A 24994-nucleotide genomic window follows, 5' to 3' on the forward strand; every position below is an offset into this window, starting at 1 on the left:
ATGATTACGAGATCGATTTGTTTTCTCCCATCTCTTTCTCTAATTGAGCAACTCTTGCATCAATCGTACTGCGGTAATAAGAATGATTTACTTGGTGTTCTAAACGATCCAGATAACCTTCAATTTCTTGGAAACGAGAAATTGATGAATCGGAATAAGTATTGGATTTCAAAACTTGGTCCATACGGTGGTTCGCTCTTGTTACATTTTCACGTCCCATTAATTCTAACCGACGTATATTCATATCTTTCAGTTTGTGTTTCATTTTTTCATATTTTCTTTCTAATTCCCCGAGCTGCCCGATTACTTGTTTTAGGGACTCATTTAAGCGTTCGGCACGTCCAGCATATTGCTCTAACTCAGCTACTGCAAATTGATAAAGCTCCGTTTCCCCTGCCTTGGCTGCAATTTCAGCTTGATGTTTTCTTTTCTCCACCATTTCCTCGGCTTCTTTCACTTCCCTAATAAATCCTTCTTTTAATGCGTGTTGACGCTCCACTAGCTTACCTACTTTTTCTGTTTCTTGCTCGCATTGGCGAAGATATTGATTAAGTAGAAGTATCGGATTTTTGCTTTCTGTTTTATCAAGTGCCCCATTTAAATCTGCAGCTATAGTATCCTTTAATCTTATAAATAAGTTTGTCATGTCATTTCTCTCCTTTAATTTTAATAATTTTTCAAGTCATTCCATTGTTTTTCAAAATTAACAAATGGATCTGTTTCTTCTTTTACTACTGCATATTTCTTCCCATTCCATTTTTTATATACTAGGTAGAGTATATAAGCAGCTACTAAGCCGATGATTGCAGGAACATTATGAATGCTTGCCATAAGAACGAAGAAACCGATGATTCCTATGCCAATTTTTCCACCTGTTGATTCTGCCTTTAAAAATTGTTTATAAATAAAGTATAGAAGTACTAAGCTAACTAGTAGCCCAATCATCGGACCAATCGTAGAAAGTAATACAATTGCTGCAACTCCACCTGCTAAAAGTAAACCAAATTTTTTCATTTTGTTTTCACCCTTTCTTGATCTTGATATCATCTTACCTCCATTCCAACTTTCTCATAACGAGCTTGAGCTTTATTTTGGAATAGGTCTTAAGGTGTAGAGAGGGTCAGTCTATTTATAAAAAAAGTGCCAGGAACCACGAAGAAATTCGTGGTCCCTGGCACTTTTGTATGCATTTTAATTGCGAATTTTTTCAATTTCATCTGCAACGAATTGTACAGATGTTCCTACAATCACTTGGATGCTCTGTGGTCCGACAATATTTATTCCCGGAACACCTGTAGATTTAATTTTACTTTGGTCTACCGCGTTCATATCTTTCACTTCGACTCTTAACCGAGTGATACAATTGTCAACCGATACTACATTCGCATCTCCACCAAGCCCTTCATAAATTTTTGCAGCCATTGCTGCAAAGTTTCCTTTAGAAATAGGCTCCATACCTGTATCATCATCCGTATCATCTTCTCTACCTAATGTGATTAAGTTGAATTTTGTAATTAGGAAGCGGAATAATACATAGTAAATGACGGCAAAAACAAGTCCTTGTACTAATAACATATAGGGTTGGTTGGCAATTGGATTTCGCAAACTTAGGAAAAAGTCGATAAATCCAGCGCTAAAGGCAAATCCTGCTGTCCAGTGAAAAAGGGAAGCAATCACTAAAGAAATACCTGTTAATGCGGCATGGACTAAATAAAGAACTGGCGCAACAAACATAAACGCAAATTCAAGTGGTTCTGTAACCCCTGTAAAGAAGGAAGCAAAGCCTGCGGCAACCATCAATGAAGCGACTTGTTTTTTCTTTTTTGTTTTTGCTGTATGGTACATCGCTAATGCTGCAGCTGGGAGACCAAACATCATAATTGGGAAGAATCCAGCTTGGTACATTCCTGTTACACCTTTTTCGCCCTTACCAGACAAGAAGTTACCTATATCATTGATTCCAGCTACATCGAACCAGAAAACAGAATTTAACGCATGGTGTAATCCAGTAGGAATTAATAATCGATTGAAGAAACCATATAAACCTGCACCAACAGCACCTAAATCACTAATCCCTTTTCCAAAGGAAACTAATGCCGAAAAAATGACTGGCCACGCAAAGAATAAAATTAAAGAAACGAATAGCATCGAAACCGCTGTCATAATTGGCACCAATCTTTTTCCACTAAAGAAAGCCAAAGCATCTGGCAATTGAACATGACTGAATCGATTGTACATGATAGAGGCAATGATCCCTGAAAGAATCCCTACAAAAGCATTTCCTATTTTTACAAATGCAGGGTCTACATTTGCCGGATCTATTTCTTTTAGTAGAGCAACTGAATTCGTTGAAAGTAAGGTCGTAACAACTAAAAATGCTACCAGTCCACTTAAAGCCGAGGAGCCATCCTTGTCTTTTGACATCCCTAAGGCTACCCCTACCGCGAATAAAACCGGAATATTATCAATTACGGAAGCACCCGCTTTAATTAAGAAAGCTGCTATGGGACTGCCTGCTCCCCAGCCTGTAGGATCGATCCAATATCCAATCCCCATTAAAATAGCAGCAGCTGGTAACACAGCAACAGGCAGCATCAATGATCGGCCAAGCCTTTGAAGATATTTCTTCATTCGAACCTTCCTCCTTGTCAATATAACCTTTTAACGTCTGTTACTAATAAGAATGAATAATTTCAAATATGTGATGTGATTTTAAGTTAAGTAAATTTAGCTCTCACCTTCTTTCCTTTAATATCTTTGAAGACGTGGAGATCTCATTTTATATGAATATTCGGTAAATTAGGAGCATACCGCTACTCACCATACTAATCATTTTGCATTTACTGTCATAATCACGGTTTCACCTTGAATACCTTCCTTTTCTTCCGTAATGGTATACACTTTATCTCCTCCATGACTATTTGTAATGACGATCGGTGTGATGATGCTTTTTGCATGAGTACGGATATATTCCCAATCAACTTTAACCAGCAACTGGCCAACAGATACCGTTTCACCCAAACTGACATCTACTTTAAAACCTTCTCCCTTTAAAGAAACCGTTTCCAAACCTATATGAATGAGAATTTCTGAACCATCCTTCGCAAGAATGCCGATAGCATGCTTCGTAGGGGCAATTTGAATAATCTTCCCCTCTACTGGAGCACAAATATTCCCCCCAACTGGAATAACAGCTATCCCCTGCCCCATCATCTTTTGACTGAAAACGGGATCAGGAACCTTCTCAATGGGGACTATCTCACCATTGACTGGCATAACTATTTGTAATTTTTCTTTTTTAAAAAGATTAAATAGCATTTCTTCCTTCTCCTTCACTAAGACTTTAGATGATGATTACTATATTTTTATTACTTGTATTAGAGAATAAGTACTACAGGTTCCTCCTAAAAAAATAAAAAGTGTCAAATACGCCCAAAAACAACAGTTTTTTTGGTGTATTTGACACTAATATTATTTAAACCAGCCCTTTTCTTTCGACTGGGTTATGGCTTCGATTCGATTTTTTACTTCAAGTTTGTCCAAGATGGTAGATATATAATTCCTTACGGTTCCCGTCTTTATACTAAGTTCATTAGCTATTTCATTGGTGTTCTTTCCATTAGCTACAAGTTCTAATACTTCCTTTTCACGGTCCGTAAGCGGATTTTCCTCACCATAAACATCTTCAATTAGTTCTGGTGCATATATTCGTTTTCCATCCATGACGCTTCGAATCGAGCTTGCCAACTCTTCACTCGGACTATCCTTCAGTAAATATCCGCATACTCCCGCTTTTAATGCACGTTGAAAATAACCGGTTCTTGCGAAAGTCGTTAAGATAATCACCTTACAGTTTAGACCTTTAAGTTCTTCCGCTGCTTCGAGCCCGCTTTTACCTGGCATTTCAATATCCATTATGCAAACATCTGGTTGGAGTTTCTTTACAAGAGCTATTGCTTCTTCCCCGTTAGAAGCCTTGCCCACTACTTCCATATCATCCTCTAAATTAAGCAATGAACCAAAAGCTCCTAACAGCATTTGCTGGTCTTCAGCAATAACGATTGTAATCATTTCATTTCCTCCCTATCTGCCTGCTTAACATCATTTGGTACCTTCATGATTAAGGTTGTGCCTTCTTTTGTCAATAAATCAAGACTACCGTTTACAAATTCTAAACGTTCTCTCATACCGATTAGTCCGTGACCTTTCACTTCCGTATCCTCAGAAATCTTAAAAGTTCCATTATCTTGTATAGTAATCATAATTTCCTTCCATGATTGTTCAATATAAACTGAACAAATAGTAGCTCCACTATGTTTAACTACATTGGTTACAGCCTCTTTCAAGCACATACTTAAAATATTTTCAGTAAGCAATGAAACATTCTTCAATGCAAAATCCTCGTCCCCAAGAAAGGTAATTTGAGCAGCATCCAATATTTGTTTAATTCGTACCATTTCATCCTTCAAGCGAATTCCACGCATCGAAGAAACCATCTTCCTCACTTCATTTAAGGCAGTTCTTGCGGTCTGCTGAACATCCCTCAGTTCATTACGTGCCTGTTCAGGATTTTTTTGAATTAATCGTCTTGCCAGATCACTCTTTAAACCGATTAGAGAAAGCTTTTGCCCCAATGTATCATGGAGATCACGGGCAATTCGCTGACGTTCTTCTATTTTAATTAGCTCAGAAATCTTCTTATTTGCATCTTCAAGTTTTTCTTCCAACTGACCCATTTCTTTTTTATTTCGAATATTGAAAGGGAGAAGGATTACACTAATCCAAATGATAAAGACAATTGGCAATTGCTTAATGAATAAACCTTCCTTCAGAACGATGCTAAGGTTGATTGAAACAGATGTACTAATTAAATGCACAAAATACAAGGTGAAAAAAGCAACACGATTTTTTACATTGCCAATCAAATACGCTAAGAAGAAGGCAAAATAAACATAACTGAAAAGATTTGTTGCCGTTACTGATATTCCAATCAATATGAAGGTCCAAAGATAAATAGTCCAACCTTTAGATAAAAACGCAATGCGATAAATAATAAAGAATAAGACAGTAAGCGAAACCCCCACAACAATTTGAATCGTTGAAGAAGATTGAAAAATAAAATAAAACGGTAATATCGCAAGAATCGTCCAGATATAAGGAGATATCCCGTTAATCTTCTGGAATGTCAAATACCTTTTAAACATACAAGATACCTCTTTTTAATTTTTTTCAAATATATACCTTACTTCTCTCCATATCTTACCACTTCGTCTATGGTATGAGGGAGAAATTTGTATTCAAAGGAGTACGAGCACATATTTTTTTACGAAAAATCCAAACTAAAAACTGCTGCTATTACTTCAAAGGGAGTTGGTTTGTTTGAAATGGCAAAAGAGGATATTATCCATGATCCAGGACCGTCAAGATAAAAAAATAGCACTTGCTGTTGACACCTCAAGTGTCGAAGTACGCTCTATTTTAATAAACAATATTGTGAAATTGTTTGAAACCGTGAAACCTGAAACCATCCTTGTCCAAGCAGATTTCAAAATCCGAAGTATCACTCCCGTAAAAGCGGATACCATCAAATATTATTCGCACGGAAAATCGTCCTATACGTTAGTATTAGAATGGGCAAAAAATGAAAATATCGATACATTATTCTACATTACCGATGTTACAGGTTATATTTATGAAGAAATAACAAGCGTGGATTACGAATTATTTTGGTTAGTTCCGGATGAATTCCTTCCAAAAGTGCCTTTCGGAAAAGCGATAAAGGTTGCCTAAATTAGAAAAGCGTAAGCGCACTTGTAAGCTCCGATAAAGAAGACTGGTTGATTGGCGAGTGTAGCGAAGCCAGAGACCTAGTCGCACTTAGCAAAACGTTCTTTGGTTTGCCAAGCAAATGCTTCGAAACCCAGAAAGTCGTTCTTTGACTTTTTGGGTTTCGAACATTTGACCTCGAGATCGACAATAACGCGACCTCCTGTCGCTTTGTCGACACTAGTACGTAGTACGTCCTGTACGTCGGGGCTAGGCGCTGGAGCTGGACAATTTTCGCAGTCCAAAAATTTCCTTCAATTCACTAACACATCAATTAATGTTAATTCTGATGGATTGCTTAAGGCTGTCGTCAACATTTGTTCGAAATCAGCTAAATCTTTAGGTCTTACTCCTTTTATTCCAAAGCTCTTCGCTAATTGAACATAGTCAGGGTTTCCGAATGGTGTCCCGAAAGTACTATTAAATTTTTTTAACATCATTTGTTCTTCCAATTTCAATTTTCCATCGTTTAAAATAATGATAATCAATGAAGTGCCTAGGCGTTTTGCCGTCTCGATTTCAGCAAAATTCATCAAGGCTCCGCCATCGCCAGTAATACAAATAACATGTTCATCTGGGCATGCTAGTTTAGCCCCTATCGCACCAGGTATCGCGATTCCCATTGATGCTAAACCATTTGAAATAATCAGACCGTTCGCCTTCTTTGGTTGATAAGTGCGAGCAATGGATACTTTATGAGCACCTACATCCGAGATGACAATCGATTTATCGGACGACAGTTTTTCTATTACGCTTATTACATTTTCTATTGATAGTAAAGGGTTCACTTCATTCGTATCGATTTGATAAGATTGTTTGATCTGTTCTTTCAGATTCCCACTTGGAACCCATGGTTTAGGTGAGGGCTCAAGCTTATGTAAAAATTGTTTTACTTCTCCCACCAATTCTAATTGCACAGGATAATATTCATCCATTTCTGCTGGTAGTGCATCAATATGTAATATAGGGAGTTTCTTTTTATTCCAATCCTTTGGTAGTCTTTCAACTAAATCAAATCCTATAACAATCAGTAAGTCTGATTCATCTATCACACGAGTAGCTTCATCCTTCTCTTTAAACCCAAACGTAAAGTAATTGAGTGGGTGATTTTTAGAGAGTATACCTTTAGCCGTAAAACTATGAATAGCGGGTGACTGAAGTTTTTCAATAAAGGCTTGTACTTCCCCTATAGCGTTTTGCCTAATCACTCCATTTCCAATAATAATAAGTGGTTTCTTAGATTGTTGAATGAGTGAATAGGCATCTTTTATTGACTGTTCCACTGGACTAGTTGAAGGAATAGGTATAACTGGTAACGGAATAGTTGAAATCATTTGCGCTGCTAAATTCTCTGGTAATTCTATTAATACAGCTCCTGGCTTTTCCATTTTTGCTAATCGAAATGCCTTTCTAATGATCTCAGCCGTCGTTTCGGAATTTTTTATTTGGACACTCCACTTTGTTGAAGGTTCAAAAATTTTAACTAAATCCAAATATTGATGAGATTCTTTATGTTGCCTTTCAAAACCTGCCTGTCCTGTAATTGCTACAACCGGTGAATAGTCTAAATTTGCACTTGCAATTCCTGTTAATAAGTTGATAGCTCCAGGTCCTAATGTGGCTAAACATACTCCAACCTTATTTGATAATCGACCGTAGACATCTGCCATGAAAGCAGCACTCTGCTCATGCCGAACAGTGATATACTGAATGTTTTGTGATTTTGACAAAGAATCAATTAGGTCGACTGTTTCTGAGCCCATGATTCCAAATATATACTCGACCCCTTCATTTTCTAAACATTGAACCATTAAATCTGTAACCTTCATCGTCCTCTTCCCTTCCAAAAATAGGTCAATAAAACTGTTTGAAATTAGTTTTATCCAATATTTTCTTTTTCATGTTAAGAAAAGCGGAAGCGCCTTTATTAGCCCCAATAAAGAAGACTAAAAAAAGTTTGTATAATTCACTGGCTAGTCAAGTATGATTAAGTTAGAAATTCATTTTTATGGGGTGGAAATCGTGTATTTGTTTTCTACTATTACTCATGAAACCCGATCCATTGTACAGTCTTTTAGTAAAATTTCTAAAACAAAGCGAATGATTATCGGTTCCATATTTAGTTGTTTGGCCGCAGTATTCCAAATGGCGGGTGGTCTTCTGCCGGTTGTAGGATACTTTATTAGCCCTTTAGCAACTGCACCTATTCTGATTTGTTCCATTTTTTCTAAGTCATTCGGATTATCTTCCTACCTACTAACCATATTATTACTACTAGTTCTGGAACCAAGTGAATTGATCATTTTTCCTTTTACAACGGGGTTACTAGGATTAGGAATCGGATTTGCCTTTCACTATTTCGAAAAAAGGTTAAGTATTATTTTGAGTGGCGCTATCTCATTAACATCTGGAATCACCATATTATTATTCGGCATGCAATTTCCCGTTTTAGGACCAAGTGTTTCTCATGATTTTGATCTATTAATGATCGGATCCATTTTTTTATGTTCCATTTTTTATAGTTGGCTATGGGTTGGCTTCGCCTTCAAGAATATTAAAAAATTTCATAAAAGTTTATGGACATAAAGAAGCAGGGACCTTCACTGGCCCCTGCTTCTTTATTATTCATTAAAAAAGTATTAAGAAAATATTGGAAGTGTGACAATAACAGCCATTAGGAATATGATCGTTATATAATTCACTGAATAAATGAAATTCACGCGCGCCCATTTTAGATCATCTTTTGTGAAAAAACCACTAATACACACAACTAACCAGCCAATATTTAGTGCGGTCGCAATGACAATAAAGGCTGTACCAAGTGACCCTAAATAAAATGGTAGTGGCAGTAAGCCCACAGTATAAATAGCCATTTGCCGCTTTGTCATTTCGAAACCGTGGACAACTGGAAGCATCGCTACTTTTGCTGCTTTGTATTCTTCATATTTTCTTATGGCAATTGCAAAAGTATGTGGCATTTGCCAAATAAACAGGATCAGAAACAACATAATCGGAACGACATGAAAACCTGGTGCAATGGCTGTCCAGCCTATTAATGGTGTAACTGCACCTGAAATACTTCCAATAACTGTATTAAGTGTATATCTTCGTTTAGACCACATCGTATACAAAATAACATACGTAAACCAACCAACGAATGCGTAAATAACTGATTCAAAGGTCGTAAATAATAATAGAATAAAGCCAATAATAGTTAGGGCAATTCCTAATGCTAAAACCACTTTAAGAGAAATATTGCCTGTTACAGTTGGACGGTTTTTCGTTCTTTCCATGATTGTATCAATGTCGACATCGTACCAATTATTAAGAATAAGTGCTCCAGCCATAACTAAAGTACTTCCGATTAATGTTAACCAAAATAAATCCAAGTGATCAGCTAATGATGCATCGGTAAAATAGAGCGCTAACCAAAAACCAGTAAATACTGGTAAGACATTTGCAATTAAAACAATTCCTTTAAATAATGACTTTAGATCAGAAAGCAAACTAAAAAAACTTCGACCATTCGATAAAGCCGTTCCCCCAACCTTCTGTTGAGAAGGTATCTCATATTTGCTCATTTAATATCCTCCTCTAAGAAGAAATCATACATTTGCAATGATACTGTATTTTGGACAGATTGTCATTTCAATTACATATATTTAGAAAAGAATATGATGGAAATTTAATTAGTTGATAGAAAAGCGGAAGCGCACTTGTAAGCCCCGATAAAGTAGACTGGTCGATTGGCTAGAGTTACGTCGGGGCTGAGACGCTTGCGCTGGACAATTTTCGTAGTCCGGAAATGTTATACTTTTTACTGAAAAAAGACACTCCAAATCGAGTGCCTTTTCATTTATATTTATTATTTTAGGCATCCTCTTCTACCATTTCATATTCAGAAGGGTCAATGAAAAAGGTATAACCTAAATAGATAACCATCCCTATAGCTGTTGTTAAAAATCCCCAGCCTAGAATAATTTGGTCAATCACCAAATAGTTATTACATAATTGGTCTTGGGATTGAATGTACAACCATCCTAATCCTAAAAATAGGATAGTAAAAAAAATAATGATGATATTTTTCCCTCTTGCCCCAAGCTTTTTCCAACTATCCCGTAACGGAATTCCCGCTAAAAAAGGTAGACTTATAAATTTAAACATTTCTACACCTTGTACCGTTAACGCCTCATCCATTGTCCGCGGAAGCATCCAATACACCATAACAATTGAAAAGAGGATCATTCCGGGGACTCCATCACTATTCCATTTTTCAAAAAATCCTTTAAATCGTACTTGGAAAAAACGTGCCATTAATAATCCGGCAATAACGAACATAGGCATTTGCATATGCATATGCATGATCATGACCGATTCCATAAACTTTGCTACAGGAGGAATAATTAAAAAGATAAATAACAATAACCCATAGAAAGATTGGTTCATCGTTTATTCCCCCTTTCCTTCATTAAGGATATTGATAATCGTTTTAGCTGCTTCATCAGGCTTCGTATAATCCATCACATTAACTAGGTTACCTTTTTTATCGACTAAATAAAAAGCCGAATTATGCGCAAAATTTCCATTTCCATCTGGAATAACTGTTACTCCGAACCTTTTTAATAAAGAATCTAATTCGGTTTGGTTCGGAATTCTTGCCATTCGCCAGGTTTCCCCATCACTATTAAAGATTTCTTTATATTGATCAAGTCTTGCTGGATCATCTCTGGTTGGGTCGAAGCTAATACTTAGAAATACAATCTCTTTTCCTATATTTTCACTGGGTAACAAATCGTACACTTGACCCATGTTTTTTTCCAATTGAGGGCATACCGTTCCACACGAAGTATACATAAATGTGATCAACACATATTTATCTTTGAACTCAGAAATAAAATATTCCCGTTCCTTGCTATCCTCCAACGTTACTTGAGGAAAGCTAGGCTTATCATCAATGAGTCGATTGACTCTCGCCGTTTCAGCTGTATAGGCTGTAAAACCATCTGTTCCAATATAAAATAAAACAATTCCAAAAAAGAAAACGAATAAATATGAAATGACAGTTTGCCGATTTTTAATCATATCGACCACTTCCCAAGTTAAAATTTCCAAATAAGTGTATAAAGAGATAGCCCTAGACACCGAGCTATCTCTTTTTTAAAAGATCATTTTTTCTTTTCTAACTGTCCAGCTCCAGCGGCTAGCCCCTCGAGGTCAAAACCCAATCCGTCATGAAGGTTAAAGAACAACCTTCAAGCCGGCTCGTCTTTTGCTTGTCGGGGCTGATCAAGCCGCTTCCGCTTTTCGTTTTACCAAGTCTTAAAAGGTGGTGAACCTGGAGGTGCATTTACAATCATATCTACTACTGGAATTACATAGGCCATTGCGACAACGATGATCATAAGTACAACCCATAGTCCCCATCTTTCTGTCCAATATGGAGTTTTCGGTGCATTCTCTTCTTCTTCTGCAACTGGGAACTCTGTTACTCCTTTTGGTGCAAAGAACATCATATTAAATACGGCAAACACCTGAATCAGAACAGCAACCGTTAACACGGTTCCACCAATAGCTAACATCATCATATATGGATCCCAGCCTAATGTTGTTGCAAAGTCACCATATGTTGTATAGGAAGTTCTGCGTGGTGCACCAAACAATCCAACTGTGTGTTGAGCGCCTGACATTAATACCATACCAATTGTCCAAAGAATCGTTTGGATAATACCTAGTTTATTTATTTGAGGTGTTAGTACACGTCCTGAAACATAAGGAACTAACCAATAAGAAACTCCAAAGAATGTTACGGCAACTGTTATACCTAATGTTAAGTGAAAATGGCCAACAACCCAGAGAGTGTTATGAACAACTTGGTCTAATTGGTTTGTGCTTTGAACAATACCACCTGCACCAGCTGGAGCAAACGCTGCCATACCGATAAATGGAGCTAAGAAGCGAACATCACCCCATGGTAATTTCTTAAACCAACCAAAAGCACCTTTTCCACCTTTTGCTCTGCCTGTTTTTTCAAATACTCTAAACATCGCGTAAGCTGTCATCAATGATGGGAAACCGATTGCTAAACTCATAAATACGTGCATAAATTTGATTTCTGGTGAAATCGCAGGGTCTACGATTTGATGGTGGAATCCACCAGTAATATTCATGATTACTAATGGAACGATAACCATACGAGTTAGTAGGTCACTCCAGCGATTACCACCGATTATTTTCGGCACGATGACGTACCATACAGATACAGCTGTTAAATACCAAATATTAACGGCTGTGTGTCCAAATGCCCAAAATAATGTACGTGCAAGCATTACATTAATTCCATCAACCCAACCATGAACCCATGGAATGATCATGAATAGTACTTCTGCTGCAACAAATAATGTAGATCCTACTAAAAGAACATGAACGCCTGTAGCAAAGTAAGCTAAAATTGGTAGGTGTTGGCCTTTATGGGCTTTTCTCCAATTTGCTACTTGAATAAAGATACTGATTGAATTCGTCCAAATACCTAGTACGATCAGAACTAATCCATAATAGAAAACTGGATGTGCTGCCAATGGTGGATAGAAGGTAAACATAACAGAAGCTTCACCTAGTATAATCATGGTAGCAACCATTGCAACACCAAGAACTTCTAATGCAAAGCCAATCCAAGCCATTTTTCTAACGACCGGCAATAGACCGCCTAATGTATGGGAAACACCTGCATAGAAGTATCCAATAGTAAAAGTGGCGCAAAAGACTAAAAGTAACAAAATTCCATGTGCGCTTAATACTTGATAATAATTAAGCCATGATGGCAACTCTAGCAGACCAGCACGGTTCAAACCTTGAACTAATCCTAATAGACCACCAAGAAGTAATGCGATAAAAGTGACAGATAAATATGATTTCGTTATAATTGCATCTTGCAGGTTTGCACCTAGAACCTTATTTGTTTTTTCTTTAAAGACAGATTTCGTTTTTCCTGTTTGTAAGACTGATTCCACGGTTCTTCCCTCCTTTATTTAACTGTTATCGTTGTACTCATTACTTGGTGGCCGGCACCGCAATATTCATTACATAACACAAGATACTTACCAGGCTTATCAAATTTTTGTGTGATTTTTTGAATATGTCCTGGCATAACCATTGCGTTGATATTCGTGTTAGCCACTTGGAATCCATGTACAACATCCTTTGATGTTAAGGTGAAATGTACAGTCGATCCTGCCGGTACTTCAATATTCCCTGGGTTAAAGCTAAAAATCTGAAGCGTCATAACGACTTCATATTCATTTTCACCAATCTTTTTAACACCTGGTTGATCGAATGGGGCTGTTTGATCTACTTTTTGTGGATCAATCGTTTCTTTATGACTTGGTGGTTCCATTCCTAAGGCAAATCCTTGGTAACCTGTAATAATCATAAAGATCATGATCATACCGAAACTTAAAGCAAGCCATATTTTTTCATCTTTATGCATTTTCTTTCCCCCCTATACTCTAGCCATAAATAGACCGAATAGTACAAAATACGTAATAAGAATGACTCCTCCAACTATTCCTACAGAAATCCACGTCCCTACTTTCGAATCGTGGTCTTTATCTAACTTTTCTTCACGGTTAACTTTTGTAGTTGCCACTGAAAATCAACCTCCTTATATTGTTCATACTCATATTTTAAATGCGAATCATTATCAGCGTAGTGAACTGAATCACATGCAACTGTGATTTTACTAACACTCCAAATAAAAAAGCAGCGAACAACCTCTTCAAAGGTTTTATCGCTGCTTGTTCTTGAACACTAGATTCACATGTATCATTTGAGATAAACTTTCACTCCTACTTCCCACCTCATTCAAATCAATATTTGAATATCAATATAGTCAGTTCATGCAGAATTTACTAATTTGCCAAAAAATATTCAAATATTTGTTTGAATGATTTCATACACATTTTTCATGCAAATAGGCAGCAATATTACTCTTCTACCAAAAGAAGGTGACATCCGCTGCCTTTTTCCTATTTACTATTTATACTAAATAATCTCTCTACACATTAGCCGAAAAATAGTGGCTTCCTTGTGTTTGGAAAAACCAATTAGCAAAATCTAATTGAGCCAATGGCTGACTAATGTAATAGCCTTGAACTTGATTGCACTTAATTTCATGTAAAAAGTCTATCTGACTTATTGTTTCTACACCTTCGGCTATTACTGTCAGTTGTAAATTGTGCCCCATTTCAACTATGCTTTTTACAATGGCCTTTGCTTTTTCATTTTCAGCTAGTTCTAAATCCCGAATAAAGGTCCTGTCCACCTTTAAAGTATCAATAGGTAAATCTTTTAAATAACTAAGGGAGGAGTATCCCGTTCCAAAGTCATCGATTGAAATTTTTATACCCAAATCTCTTAGATCATAGAGCAGTTGAATAGCATGATCAGACTGCTGCATGATACTTTCTGTAATTTCCAATTCTAAATTTTCCGGTCTAAGTTTTGTTTGGGCTAATGTAGTGCGAACGATTTCGACTAGGTTGGGTTGGTGGAGCTGTTTAACAGATAGATTCACAGACATTAATATATCGATTCCATTATCCTTCCAAGCATTCAATTGCCTACATGCTTCGGCGATTACCCACTCTCCAATTGAATCGATTAACCCTGACTCTTCTGCTATTGGAACAAATTCTAGTGGGGATATAATACCAAGCTCAGGATGCTTCCATCGTAACAACGCTTCCGCACCAACCACTTCTCCATTGGTAATACAACATTTTGGTTGGTATAGAAGATAAAGTTCTTTGTTTTTAATTGCCTTTCTTAGTCCTTTTTCAAGCTCGATTCTTCTTGCATACATTTCTTTCATATCTGAATTGTAAAATTGAATACGATTATGATCCTTTTCTTTTGCAAGATAAAGGGCTGCATGTGAATTTTTTTTCAATGCTTCCAACTCAGTTCCATCCTCTGGGTATAAAGAAATTCCTATTCTTGGTGAGAGGTAAAACTCCTGCCCTTGAATTAATAGCGGTTCCGATATAAGTTTCACTATCTTTTCGGCTAATCTACTGCATTGATTCTTCGACTGGAAATTAACAATGAGAGAAAACGTATCTCCTTCGATCCGAAACACATCGTTATTCTCATTTAATTTACCATTTAAACGATTGGCGATACTCTTTAATATTTCATCACCTATTAAAAAGCCGAAGGTTGTATTAATCACTTTAAATTCATTTAATCCTATGAAAAAAATCGCAAATGGACGTTTGGAGTTTGTTAACAAGGAGGAAAGTCTTTCATTAAACCATTTGTAATTTGGTAAATTAGTCAGTTCATCATAGTATTCTAAATTATCTAATCTTTTTTTCACATTTTGTTGTTCAGTAATATCACTACCAAAACTCATAATGTGAGGCTCATTGTTGTAAAGAATGTTAAATCTATTTGATACGACATCTCTTTCTTTTCCGTCCATAGCCACTAAAGTGGAATGATTGTCACTCTCCTTCTTTGAACCCATAAAATCAACCATTTTTTTACCGATAACTTCATCGAGTTTATTCACCTTAAGCATATTTAATCCAGCAGGATTCATATAGGCTATTTTCTCTTCCTTGTGTATTGCAATTGGATTCGGGACATTTTCGATTAGTTCCATCATTTGGCATTGAACGGTTAATAACAATTGTTCCGCCTTTTTCTGTTCGGTGAAATCGTATACTTCTCCTATCACATAATCTTGATCTATAGAGGAGAATGGACAACCCTTTACTTTAACCCATTTGTATACATTCCACTTATTTTTTAGTCGAAACACTTCTATAAAATCCTTTTTCTCTTGTAATTTCCGATAAATTCTAAGTAGAAGCCTTTTATCACTAGGGTGAACAATCTTGAGTAGCGAAATCTCTCCATCCTTTATTTCATCATCATAAAAAAAATCAAGGAGCGAGGATTGTCCTGATAGAAAACTTACCTTTCCTGTATTTTCATATTTCCAAATGACAGAATCTAAATTTTTCAAAGCATCTGTATACCTATGATCTTGCATTCGCTTCCCCTTCTAATAAATATTACGAATTTCATGTCGTTTCTTTATTGGTTTTACACTGTATGAAATAAAAATGGAACACTTCAGGAATTCCGTTAGTCCTGATGGCATGATTGGAGATTAACAGTATGGAGCATTGAGGTGATTTCTTCAGATGATATTGTACAACCCTTGATCTAGCTTGGATGCTGCATGAATAATTATATGTGATACAGCTAGTTCTTTTATACTACTTTCCATAACCATAATTGATTTTAGAAAAGAATACCAGAATTGTAAATAGCAAATGATTAATAAACCTAAAGATGTAAAATTCGAAATTTTTAAACGCAGAATACTATTTTTGCAAAAAAATAGAAATGACTAGTTTAAATTAACGGTCATTTCTATCATCGTAAGACTGGAAAGTTGCTAAATTTTTGAAAGGGAGTTTTGGATTGTTTGTTTTTTTAAAAGTTAAAAAGTAGCGGCCTGAAACGCTTTTTCCATCGCTTCATCACGATCCTTTACTTCCAATTTGGAATATATACTAGATATATAATTACGAACAGTGCCTTCAGCAAGGAATAGCTGTTCACTGATTTCTTTATACTTTAAACCGTCAGCTAGTAGCTTAAGCACTTCTGTTTCGCGGTCGGTCAGACTGTACAGTTTCTTCCATTTCTCAAGCTGGTCTTTTTCTGAATCGACCGATTTTGTTTTAAGAATAAGTTGCTTTGCAACAGTCTGAGAAATAATCGTTTCTCCCATATGAACGAGCTGAATTTTCGTAATGAGCTCTCGAATTGGTGTATTTTTGCTAATATAACCTTCCGCTCCAGCATGAATTAACTCCACTGCCTCATCAATATCGTCCTTGCTTGTAGTAATCATTATTCGAGTCAACGGGTATGTTCTTTTTAATCGTTGTGTAAAAGCAATGATGTCCGTATCTTTAAACTTTACGTCAAGAAGGATAATGTTCGGCCGCTTTTCCTCGCAAATACGATTCGCTTCGTCCTTATGATCCGTCTGTCCAACTACCTCAATATCACTTTGAAGGGTGAGCAATGTAACTAAGCTTTCTCGTACATGAAGATTGGAATCCATTACAAGTACTTTAATGGATCCTTCGTTGTTCTCTTTTACAATAGGGGCTTTACATACAGCAGTAATTCCTTTGTTAAGAAACGATGTAACTGAAAATTCACCCTTAATCAAGGTCATCTGTTCATGGACAGTGGTTAAACCGGCCTCTAACCGTTCCTGCTCTGAACCCAGTCCATCATCTTCAACCCATATTTCTAAATAGTCATCAAAAAAATGTAGTGTAACACCAAGCGTTTGAGCGTTTCCAACCTGAATCGAACAGTTCAAAAGTTCCTGTAGGCAGCGAGTAAATGTATAAATAGCTTGCTTAGGGAGAGGTGGCTCTTCACCCTTAACAGAAAATGCAAAAGTGCAGGCTGTCTCTTTTTGAACATCATCAATCACGCGTTTAATTATTTCTACGATTGATAGATCTATGTCAAGGGGCTCAAGATGCTTGATAGCCTCTCGTACTTGATGCAATCCTAACCGTGTTCGATCAATAAGCTGCTGAAATAATGGATCTGTCTTCGCTCCTAACAACTGATTACGAAGGGTCTCCATTTCTAAGATGAGAGCAGCAAATGTATGACTTACTGAATACTGCAGCTCAGTCGAAATCCTATTTCGTTCTTGAAGAATTGTATTTTGCTCAACTTGCTTCGAATATTGCGTAAGCATTTTGTTTTGCTGTTCAATTAATTCGTTTTTCTTCTGTACTTCTTCCTTTGCATGAAGTAGTGCGTTCAACATAAAGCCCAGCCCGTAGAATACAAAAGCTGAGATCAAAATGGAAATATAAGTAATCGGACTTTCAAATAGGACTAAAATTGGACCTAATACTATGATGGTTACTATGATAGAAGTTCTCCATCGTCGTGAATTCCGTTCCTGATAAAAGCCTAACATCAGGCAATAAGACACATAATTCCCTGCTGTACTTGCATCAATTTGAGCAAACATAGGGGTCAATAAAGCTAAAAAGAAAATTTCTCCCCAAAAATAAAAAATCCGATTTCTCTGCAACAATAGGAAAGGGATAATGTATGACAGTCCAACAACGACATCAATTAACCAAAATGGTAGCGAAAATTGATCTTGAACGACCGATGCATTGTATAACACAGATATAAAAACAAGTGTGCGTAAGACTAACATCGTCCAGTCATACCACTTCCAACGAGTCGTCCGCTCATGAAAAATTCCCATACGATTTCACTCTCCAAGGGTATATATCACATATTATATTACTTAAAAATTGGCAATTTGCATATGGCTTCATAAACATTATGACATCATTGTTACTGTTGCTATGACATCTATATGGCCTATGATAGGACCATTGATAAACATACAAATAAGGAGAGATTCATTTTGTTAAAGCATCTATCAAACATGCAAAAAGTTTCAGTATACTTAGTTCTAGTTCTTGCCATTGTATTTATGATTGTCGTGTTGCCAATTGAGCAAAGCACTTCGTTATTTATGTTTGTTCCTTTTGTCGCTGTTCTAATTACTATGTTGTTATCTGGAGAAATGTTTACTAAAGCAGGATGGAAGCAGCTAGGGTTTCACCGTTTTCAACTGAAAACTTTTTTAGGAGCGCTCGTGATTCCCATGATTCCAATTTTAATTGGCTATATAATTGTTTGGTTAGCAGGAATTGGTACCTTCGAACTTGAAAAAGAATATGAAGGACGTGGAGTTTTTTTGTTTGTCGGATTTTTCATCACCCTCATTGCAAGCTCATTGACGGTGACACTAGGGGAAGAGATCGGTTGGAGAGGATATCTGGCAGCTAAGCTAAGATCGATCGGACTTGAAAAAGCATTATTGCTGAATGGATTCATCTGGGGATTATTTCATTTACCTATTATCCTTTTCACCGATATTTATCATACAGATGTTAATTTATTGACCTTTATTCCGATGTTTATGACAACCGTTACATTGGCAGGCGCATTTATTACATATGTAAGATATGCATCAGGTAGCATCTGGCCAGCAATCATTGCTCACTCGGCACATAATGTTGTGTGGAACTACGGGGAATTATTCACACAAAATCCTCATCCAGTTGTTACCTATATTACTGGGGATGCGGGTGCTGTGCTGATAATCTTTTATTTAATTATCTTCATATGGATCATCAAGAAAAGTAAGGGAAAAAAGTTACTTTAAGAGGAGAGAACATCATATGATTCAATTCCTAGATACATCAGTAAGTATTCCTTCACTTATTTGGATGTTTCTCGTTGCTTTTATGCTTCATGATTTCGAAGAGATCATTCGAATTGAACCTTGGTTTCGAAAGAATTCCAATCAAATTTATAATAAGATTCCAAAAAGGTTTCACAAAAATTTTTACACCTTCTCGAGCATGACATCGTCACGATTCTCAATTGCTGTTTGTACTGAGTTTATCGTATTTATTCCAGTTACCTTTTGGGCGGTGGAAAAAGGGAGTTACTTACTGTTTTTAGGATTTAATGTCATTCTGCTTCTACATGTGTTCATGCACGTTGGGCAAGCTCTTTTCTTAAGGATGCTAGTCCCTGGAGTGGTAACTGCCGTCGTTATCACACTTCCTTATAGTATCTATCTATTCTATAGGTTACTTGATGAAGATCTCATCGAAATGGCTGACATTTTGCTTAGTGCACCTTTTGGACTTTTGCTAATACCTATTCTATGGATTGGCCATAAATTGGGGGATAAGCTAGTTCCGTAAACAGATATTCATTTTTAATAAATTTATATTAAACTAGTTTTATCAGCCAATTTACATCATATTCAAGAAAGTAGGTAGAAACAAATGTTCAATTGGACTTTATGGATGATTATTGTATGTTTTTGCATTCCAGGCATCTGGCTGATGACGAAGTATACAAGTAAGGAGCTTTTGGGTAAGCCAGACAATAAATTATCCAAAGGAAAATTAACATTTATTATCACCATACAGACGCTTATCATCGTCGCTTTGTGTGCGGCCTTAGGTATTTATTTCGGCCCTAAAGTCGGTCTAACTGATCGTTTCTTACAAGGAATTACCCAAGGAGAGCTGCATTTGTCGGACTTTTATCTTCAGTTAAAGATTGGAGCTCTCGCTGGCATAGTCTGCTCGTTAACTTGGATGATTAGCTACTATGGTTTTATTCGTCACCGTTTGGATAGGGAATCGTTGTTTATCACGGAGAACCTTCGCCATCAATTAGGGCTTTGGACGAGAGTTACTTCGGGAGGTATCACGGAGGAAGTTATTTTTCGCTGGGGATTACTTAGTTTAGTTATGTGGCTATTTTCCTTGCTGATTTCATCCGAAACGACGGTTTTCTGGATTGCGATTACGGTCACTGGTATGATTTTCGGGTTGGCACATCTCCCAGGTAATCTAGCAGCAGGGTGTAAACCTTCTGTGATGCTTGTGACAACCGCAATAATCGGTAACCTTTGGGTATCAGTGTTTTGTGGATATTTATTCTGGAAATATGGTCTTATTGCAGCCATCATTGTGCATATCCTATTTCATGTCCTTTGGTACCCTTGGGATCAAGTTGCGTATAAGAAATTAAAAAATGAAGTAAATTTATGAACTAATTGTTCGAAAAACCATGGTGTCAGATACCACAAAAAGACATTTGTCTTTTTGTGGTGCTTTCAATTACATTTATTATAAAGTTTTGTATTCTTTCATTTCGTATATGGATCTTTTTTTGTTTACACTCATTGATTCCCATTCAATGAAATCCTCCCCCTTGTATCTTCCATATTCACAGCCCATTCCTTCAATTCATGATCATTTCCGAATTATTTTTTTCCCTTCGGTATTCTGCTGTCGGAAGCATGGAAAGCTATGATACTTTTTGTAATTACGTTTATTTTTTGGGTTACATTGGCATTCGTGTTAAGATATTTCTATATCAGTATAGTTTTAAACTTAGGAGGTAATTAAATGAGAGTTTACCTTGCATCACCATTCTTTAATGAAAAGGAAATTGAAATGGTTGAACAGGTTGAAAAGATTCTAGAGGATAAAGGTCTAAATGTTTTCTCACCTAGAAAAAAACAAATGGACCATTTAGAAGTAGGCTCACGTCACTGGTCAATAGAAACGTTTACGGATGATATTAAATTCATTAAATGGTCAGAAATCGTTGTCGGTGTTTATCATGGAAATTATTCAGATAGTGGGACTGCCTGGGAATTAGGTTATGCCTATGCTACTGATAAGCCTGTGATCTTAGTTCATGTAGGTAAAGATTCTAATTTAATGGTTCACGAGGGTGCACATGCTAACTTAACAATCGATCAATTAAAAGATTATGACTTTGATAAATTACAAAGTTCATTTTATTCTGGTGCAATGCTTTAATATATTGCAAAAGGACCTGCTCTCACAGGTCCTTTTTCTTGAAATAATCGCGTGATGACAAATTCCGTACTAATTATTAAAACTTAACCACAAATCCATAACTGAATTGAGCTCGTTATTTAAGTCTTGTTTCCTACTATACAGCTTACTAAGCTCCTCATAATCCATACCGTCAGCAGCCATCACTAAATCGAGCTCTTTTATTTCATTTTCAAGGCTTTCAATTTTAGCTAAAGTCTTAGTTTCTAAAGCTTCATCCTTTTTACCTTCAGGTTTATTTTTTTGTTTCTTCACTTTGTCGACTTTTATTTCAGTCTCTTTTATATCCTGCAGTTTTGACTTCTCTATTTCATTTTTATAATAATCGTAATTTCCTAGATAACTTTTAAAGGCATAATTCTCAACGGCAATTACTCTTTCACTCATTTTATTGATAAAATATCTATCGTGTGAGATAAAGAAGATTGTACCTTTAAAGTCTTCCAGAGCTTCCTCAAGAGTCTCAATGGAATCAATATCAAGATGATTGGTCGGCTCATCAAGTATTAATAAATTGATATCTTGATATAACAGCATCGCTAGCTTTAGCCTGATTCTCTCGCCACCTGACAAGAATTTTACTTTTTTGAATGGGCTTTTTTTATAAAACATGAATTTGGATAAATATTCTCGTGCCTTTCCTTCCAGTATCGAAATATCCTCCCTAAACGTTTCGAGCACTGTGAGTTCATCATTTTTAAAAGTAATATTCTGTGGCAAATAGGCTGCCATCACATTAGCACCTAACGCTACCTCACCACCATCTGGCTGCTCTTCACCTAACAGCATTTTTAAGAAAGTGGTTTTCCCGCTGCCATTTGGCCCGACGATACCAACTCTTTCACCAAAATGAATCATTAGATTGGCATCTTTAAAAATAGCCTTATCTTCATACGTTTTTGAGAGTCCGATTGCTTTGATCGTTTCTTTTCCAGATCGCTCTGACACTCTCAAATCTAGTTTCATATTCTTTTTCTCAAAAACAGGTTTATCGATTCGATCCATTTTATCGAGCTTTTTTTGGATACTGGCCGCTCTTCGAAAGAACTTGTCATTACCGCCTCTCATCGCCCAATCTCTTAACGTCATAACAGTCTTTTCCATATTATTCATCTTTTTTTGTTGCTCTCTGAAATGCTCATACTGAATCCGTAAGTTTTCTTCTTTTTGACTAATATAAGAAGAATAATTGCCCTTGTAGCTAATTGATTCCATATCCTCGACTTCGACAATTTTCGAAACGACATTGTCTAGAAAATATCGATCATGGGATACGATCAAGACCATTCCCTTATAAGTCTTGAGGTAACCTTCGAGCCATTCAATGGAATCCATATCCAAATGATTAGTCGGCTCATCTAATAATAAGATGTCTGGATTATGAATCAAGAGCTTCCCAAGCCCAACTCTTGTTTTTTCCCCACCGCTTAATAAATCAAAACCCTTATTTAAAAAGCTTTCACCAAATTTCAGCCCCGTGCAAACCTTACTTAATTTTTCACCTTTCTCATATCCATCCTTTACTTCATATAGTTGAACTAAATCACTGTACTTTTTTAACGCTTTTTCCAAGTCTATATCTTCTAAAATCTTCATTTGCTCTTCTAATTCACGCATTTGCGTCTCTATATTGTCAATTTCCTCAAAAGCCAAGTTTAATACATCGATTACCTTTAAGCCTTCCGGATACGATGGCGTTTGCTCAAGGTAAGCACTAGTCGCACCTCTCGACATATTTATTAAACCTTCATCATATCCATAGCTCGATGTTTGCGGGTATCCCGGATAGTAATTCATCGGTTCGATTCCTGCAATTAATTTAAGAATCGTGCTCTTTCCACTTCCATTTGCACCCACGATTCCAACCTTCTCACCTTGATACACTTCAAAGGTGATATTTTTAAGAACAAGCGTGGCTTCCATAAATTTTTTAATACCATTTAACTTTAATTCAAACATACTATTTCCTTCTTTCATCCATATTGTACGTTATGCATTTTATGGACAGGGTAAAGAAGAACTTCAATACTTGTATTTTAAAAGTGAACTCCGCTAAAGTAACATGTTCGGCATGTCATTTAGTAAAAAGGATACTCGTTCCGTTATATTATTTAACACTGCCGTTTTTTTTGGTTTATTCGAACTGTGGTCTCGCTATTTACGAAAAAAGAAGCTATATCTGCTTAATTTTTATTAGATAACGGAACTGGTGTCCGCTTAATTTTGAAAAAGATCCATTCTCCTTCATATAACGGATTGTCTGACCAGAAAATTATTTAACAGAGCATCATAAAATAAAAAGACCATAAGAAGATGGTTACTTCTTACAGTCTAAAATAGTCAGTGAAAATAATTTATTCCTAAGCTAAAATGCGCGCGAAAAAAAGCACATATTTCTACCTAGATACATTCCCCAGTATAAATTGACTGGCGAACCCTTTAAATTATCATCTCGATTTAAGTAAAGTAAGTTACCTTCTAAATTGCCATCATTCCATAAAGAGCATAACAAATAAACCTAAAATACTTAGGCAAATTGACACTCATTACAAAATCCATATTAATTTTAAATTAAATTAATATTAGCAATTAGTTGGTTCCATAAACTTACTTTCCCCCTCCGAAATTTTCTCTATTATCTCATTTTTTCATTATATTGTAAATAATTAAATTGGAAAAATTGCCTAAACAGTCATTTTCCAACTTGATAATGCTAACCAGTTTTCTTTTTCCTTATAATCAGGCATTATTTTTCCAACCAGACGCCAAAAGGATCGATCATGATTCAGATGGACCATGTGGCACATTTCATGTACGACTACATAGTCAATTACCTGAATGGGAGCCATAGCCAGCTTCCAATTAAAAGTCAGCTGTTGTTTTGAATCACAGGTTCCCCAATTACTTTTACTATCAGTAATTCGGATCGAACGCGGCTTTGTTTTAAAGTTGCTTTGAAAAGAATGGATACTCTTTTCTACTAACGCTTTACATTGCTGGTAATAAAACCTTTTTAATGCTTGTTTTATTTTTTCATCCTCAAGCTGCTTCACATAGATATATAACTTCATTCCGTCAAAAACAACATGGTCCTGATTGATAGTTATATCTTGTGTAATCTGTATCGGATAGGAGTTTCCTAAATAAAGGAAGCTTTCCCCTTGATTATATAGCTTCTCTTTTATCCCAAGCATTCGATCCTTCATTTCATTTAACTTTTCCTGAATCCAATCCCACTTTTCTTCTAATAATTGAAGCACATGTTCATCAGGTGTCCCTTTCGGAGCCTGAACTTCCACATTTCCATAATGATCGATATAAATGCCCATGGATGTTCGCTTTTTGTACTTTACTTCAAAACGTATTGTCTCACCTAAAAAGGTATGTATCATTTCATCACCTGTAAAATCCTTAATATCTTTTTTACTTAACAAAATAAGTTTGACATGTAGGCTAGTCCCTAGTGGGAAAGAAGGTAAATACTTATCCAGTTATAACAGACCAAAAGCAGTCAAAGAGCCTAAAATAAGGAAAATCCATAACTTAAAGACTTTTTGTTTGTGTTTGTTCTTTGATATTCATTAAAAGAGGTAAGTCCTTTCAATAGTATAGGTGTTCCCTAATATAGTAAATTC

At 36.2% G+C, this 24994-nt stretch carries 23 protein-coding genes; 6 read left to right on the forward strand and 17 right to left on the reverse strand.

Annotated features, from left to right (window positions below):
* Nucleotides 1-4: 4 nt before the first annotated feature.
* The 6 genes from ACFSO7_RS13420 to ACFSO7_RS13445 form a co-directional block, all read right to left on the reverse strand.
* Complete coding sequence (locus tag ACFSO7_RS13420; RefSeq protein ID WP_377877834.1) at nucleotides 5-646, reverse strand: PspA/IM30 family protein; 642 nt, start codon at nucleotides 644-646, stop codon at nucleotides 5-7.
* 20 nt (nucleotides 647-666) lie between these two features.
* Complete coding sequence (locus tag ACFSO7_RS13425; protein WP_377877835.1) at nucleotides 667-1014, reverse strand: lmo0954 family membrane protein; 348 nt, start codon at nucleotides 1012-1014, stop codon at nucleotides 667-669.
* 177 nt (nucleotides 1015-1191) lie between these two features.
* Complete coding sequence (gene nagE / locus ACFSO7_RS13430) at nucleotides 1192-2631, reverse strand: N-acetylglucosamine-specific PTS transporter subunit IIBC (RefSeq protein ID WP_377877836.1); 1440 nt, start codon at nucleotides 2629-2631, stop codon at nucleotides 1192-1194.
* 198 nt (nucleotides 2632-2829) lie between these two features.
* Nucleotides 2830-3318 carry a PTS sugar transporter subunit IIA gene (locus tag ACFSO7_RS13435; protein WP_377877837.1) on the reverse strand — a complete coding sequence of 163 codons (489 nt, stop codon included), beginning with the start codon at nucleotides 3316-3318 and terminating at the stop codon, nucleotides 2830-2832.
* 153 nt (nucleotides 3319-3471) lie between these two features.
* Nucleotides 3472-4071, reverse strand: coding sequence for a response regulator transcription factor (locus ACFSO7_RS13440; RefSeq protein ID WP_377877838.1), 600 nt, complete (start codon nucleotides 4069-4071; stop codon nucleotides 3472-3474).
* Nucleotides 4068-5204, reverse strand: coding sequence for a sensor histidine kinase (locus ACFSO7_RS13445; RefSeq protein ID WP_377877839.1), 1137 nt, complete (start codon nucleotides 5202-5204; stop codon nucleotides 4068-4070). The genes ACFSO7_RS13440 and ACFSO7_RS13445 overlap by 4 nt, the downstream gene beginning before the upstream one ends.
* 175 nt (nucleotides 5205-5379) lie before the next feature.
* On the opposite strand from ACFSO7_RS13445, the gene ACFSO7_RS13450 reads away from it, so the two are divergent.
* Nucleotides 5380-5790, forward strand: coding sequence for a hypothetical protein (locus ACFSO7_RS13450; protein WP_377877840.1), 411 nt, complete (start codon nucleotides 5380-5382; stop codon nucleotides 5788-5790).
* A gap of 290 nt (nucleotides 5791-6080) precedes the next feature.
* Here ACFSO7_RS13450 and ACFSO7_RS13455 read toward each other — a convergent pair whose 3' ends face one another.
* Nucleotides 6081-7655 carry an acetolactate synthase large subunit gene (locus tag ACFSO7_RS13455; RefSeq protein ID WP_377877841.1) on the reverse strand — a complete coding sequence of 525 codons (1575 nt, stop codon included), beginning with the start codon at nucleotides 7653-7655 and terminating at the stop codon, nucleotides 6081-6083.
* 154 nt (nucleotides 7656-7809) lie between these two features.
* Here ACFSO7_RS13455 and ACFSO7_RS13460 point away from each other — a divergent pair, with 154 nt between their 5' ends.
* Nucleotides 7810-8412 carry a hypothetical protein gene (locus ACFSO7_RS13460; protein WP_377877842.1) on the forward strand — a complete coding sequence of 201 codons (603 nt, stop codon included), beginning with the start codon at nucleotides 7810-7812 and terminating at the stop codon, nucleotides 8410-8412.
* A 53-nt stretch (nucleotides 8413-8465) separates the two neighbouring features.
* Here ACFSO7_RS13460 and cyoE read toward each other — a convergent pair whose 3' ends face one another.
* From cyoE to ACFSO7_RS13500, 8 genes are all read right to left on the reverse strand, one after another.
* Nucleotides 8466-9407: a heme o synthase gene (gene cyoE / locus ACFSO7_RS13465; RefSeq protein WP_377877843.1), complete on the reverse strand. Its 942-nt coding sequence runs from the start codon at nucleotides 9405-9407 to the stop codon at nucleotides 8466-8468.
* A 289-nt stretch (nucleotides 9408-9696) separates the two neighbouring features.
* A complete protein-coding gene (locus tag ACFSO7_RS13470; RefSeq protein WP_377877844.1) occupies nucleotides 9697-10272 on the reverse strand; it encodes a hypothetical protein in 576 nt (191 codons plus the stop codon).
* Nucleotides 10273-10275: 3 nt separating this feature from the next.
* Nucleotides 10276-10908 (reverse strand): SCO family protein, encoded by a 633-nt coding sequence (locus ACFSO7_RS13475; protein ID WP_377878012.1) that lies wholly within the window; start codon nucleotides 10906-10908, stop codon nucleotides 10276-10278.
* A 227-nt stretch (nucleotides 10909-11135) separates the two neighbouring features.
* Nucleotides 11136-12833 (reverse strand): cbb3-type cytochrome c oxidase subunit I, encoded by a 1698-nt coding sequence (locus ACFSO7_RS13480; RefSeq protein ID WP_377877845.1) that lies wholly within the window; start codon nucleotides 12831-12833, stop codon nucleotides 11136-11138.
* A 14-nt stretch (nucleotides 12834-12847) separates the two neighbouring features.
* Entirely contained in the window at nucleotides 12848-13309 is a 462-nt protein-coding gene (locus tag ACFSO7_RS13485; RefSeq protein ID WP_377877846.1) for a cytochrome c oxidase subunit II, read from the reverse strand.
* A 12-nt stretch (nucleotides 13310-13321) separates the two neighbouring features.
* On the reverse strand, nucleotides 13322-13468 hold the full coding sequence (locus ACFSO7_RS13490) for a cytochrome c oxidase subunit 2A (RefSeq protein ID WP_377877847.1): 147 nt from the start codon (nucleotides 13466-13468) through the stop codon (nucleotides 13322-13324).
* A gap of 408 nt (nucleotides 13469-13876) precedes the next feature.
* A complete protein-coding gene (locus ACFSO7_RS13495) occupies nucleotides 13877-15880 on the reverse strand; it encodes a sensor domain-containing protein (RefSeq protein WP_377877848.1) in 2004 nt (667 codons plus the stop codon).
* A 456-nt stretch (nucleotides 15881-16336) separates the two neighbouring features.
* Complete coding sequence (locus tag ACFSO7_RS13500) at nucleotides 16337-18157, reverse strand: response regulator (protein WP_377877849.1); 1821 nt, start codon at nucleotides 18155-18157, stop codon at nucleotides 16337-16339.
* Between the two features lie 165 nt (nucleotides 18158-18322).
* Between ACFSO7_RS13500 and ACFSO7_RS13505 the strand changes: the two genes are divergently transcribed.
* The 4 genes from ACFSO7_RS13505 to ACFSO7_RS13520 all read left to right on the forward strand — a co-directional run bounded on the left by ACFSO7_RS13505 (nucleotide 18323) and on the right by ACFSO7_RS13520 (nucleotide 21320).
* On the forward strand, nucleotides 18323-19129 hold the full coding sequence (locus ACFSO7_RS13505) for a CPBP family intramembrane glutamic endopeptidase (RefSeq protein ID WP_377877850.1): 807 nt from the start codon (nucleotides 18323-18325) through the stop codon (nucleotides 19127-19129).
* A 16-nt stretch (nucleotides 19130-19145) separates the two neighbouring features.
* Entirely contained in the window at nucleotides 19146-19679 is a 534-nt protein-coding gene (locus tag ACFSO7_RS13510) for an HXXEE domain-containing protein (protein ID WP_377877851.1), read from the forward strand.
* A gap of 144 nt (nucleotides 19680-19823) precedes the next feature.
* Nucleotides 19824-20540, forward strand: coding sequence for a CPBP family intramembrane glutamic endopeptidase (locus ACFSO7_RS13515; RefSeq protein ID WP_377877852.1), 717 nt, complete (start codon nucleotides 19824-19826; stop codon nucleotides 20538-20540).
* Between the two features lie 360 nt (nucleotides 20541-20900).
* The gene (locus tag ACFSO7_RS13520) at nucleotides 20901-21320 is read left to right on the forward strand and encodes a nucleoside 2-deoxyribosyltransferase (protein WP_377877853.1); all 420 of its coding nucleotides are present in this window, start codon (nucleotides 20901-20903) and stop codon (nucleotides 21318-21320) included.
* Nucleotides 21321-21389: 69 nt separating this feature from the next.
* Here the strand turns inward: ACFSO7_RS13520 and abc-f are convergent, their stop codons facing one another.
* Together abc-f and ACFSO7_RS13530 are read right to left on the reverse strand one after the other, a co-directional pair.
* Nucleotides 21390-23318, reverse strand: coding sequence for a ribosomal protection-like ABC-F family protein (abc-f, locus tag ACFSO7_RS13525; protein ID WP_377877854.1), 1929 nt, complete (start codon nucleotides 23316-23318; stop codon nucleotides 21390-21392).
* Nucleotides 23319-24043: 725 nt separating this feature from the next.
* Nucleotides 24044-24751: a M48 family metallopeptidase gene (locus ACFSO7_RS13530; protein ID WP_377877855.1), complete on the reverse strand. Its 708-nt coding sequence runs from the start codon at nucleotides 24749-24751 to the stop codon at nucleotides 24044-24046.
* Nucleotides 24752-24994: the final 243 nt, after the last annotated feature.

This window comes from Bacillus sp. CGMCC 1.16607 (genome assembly GCF_042683745.1).
Lineage (GTDB): Bacteria > Bacillota > Bacilli > Bacillales > Cytobacillaceae > Pseudoneobacillus.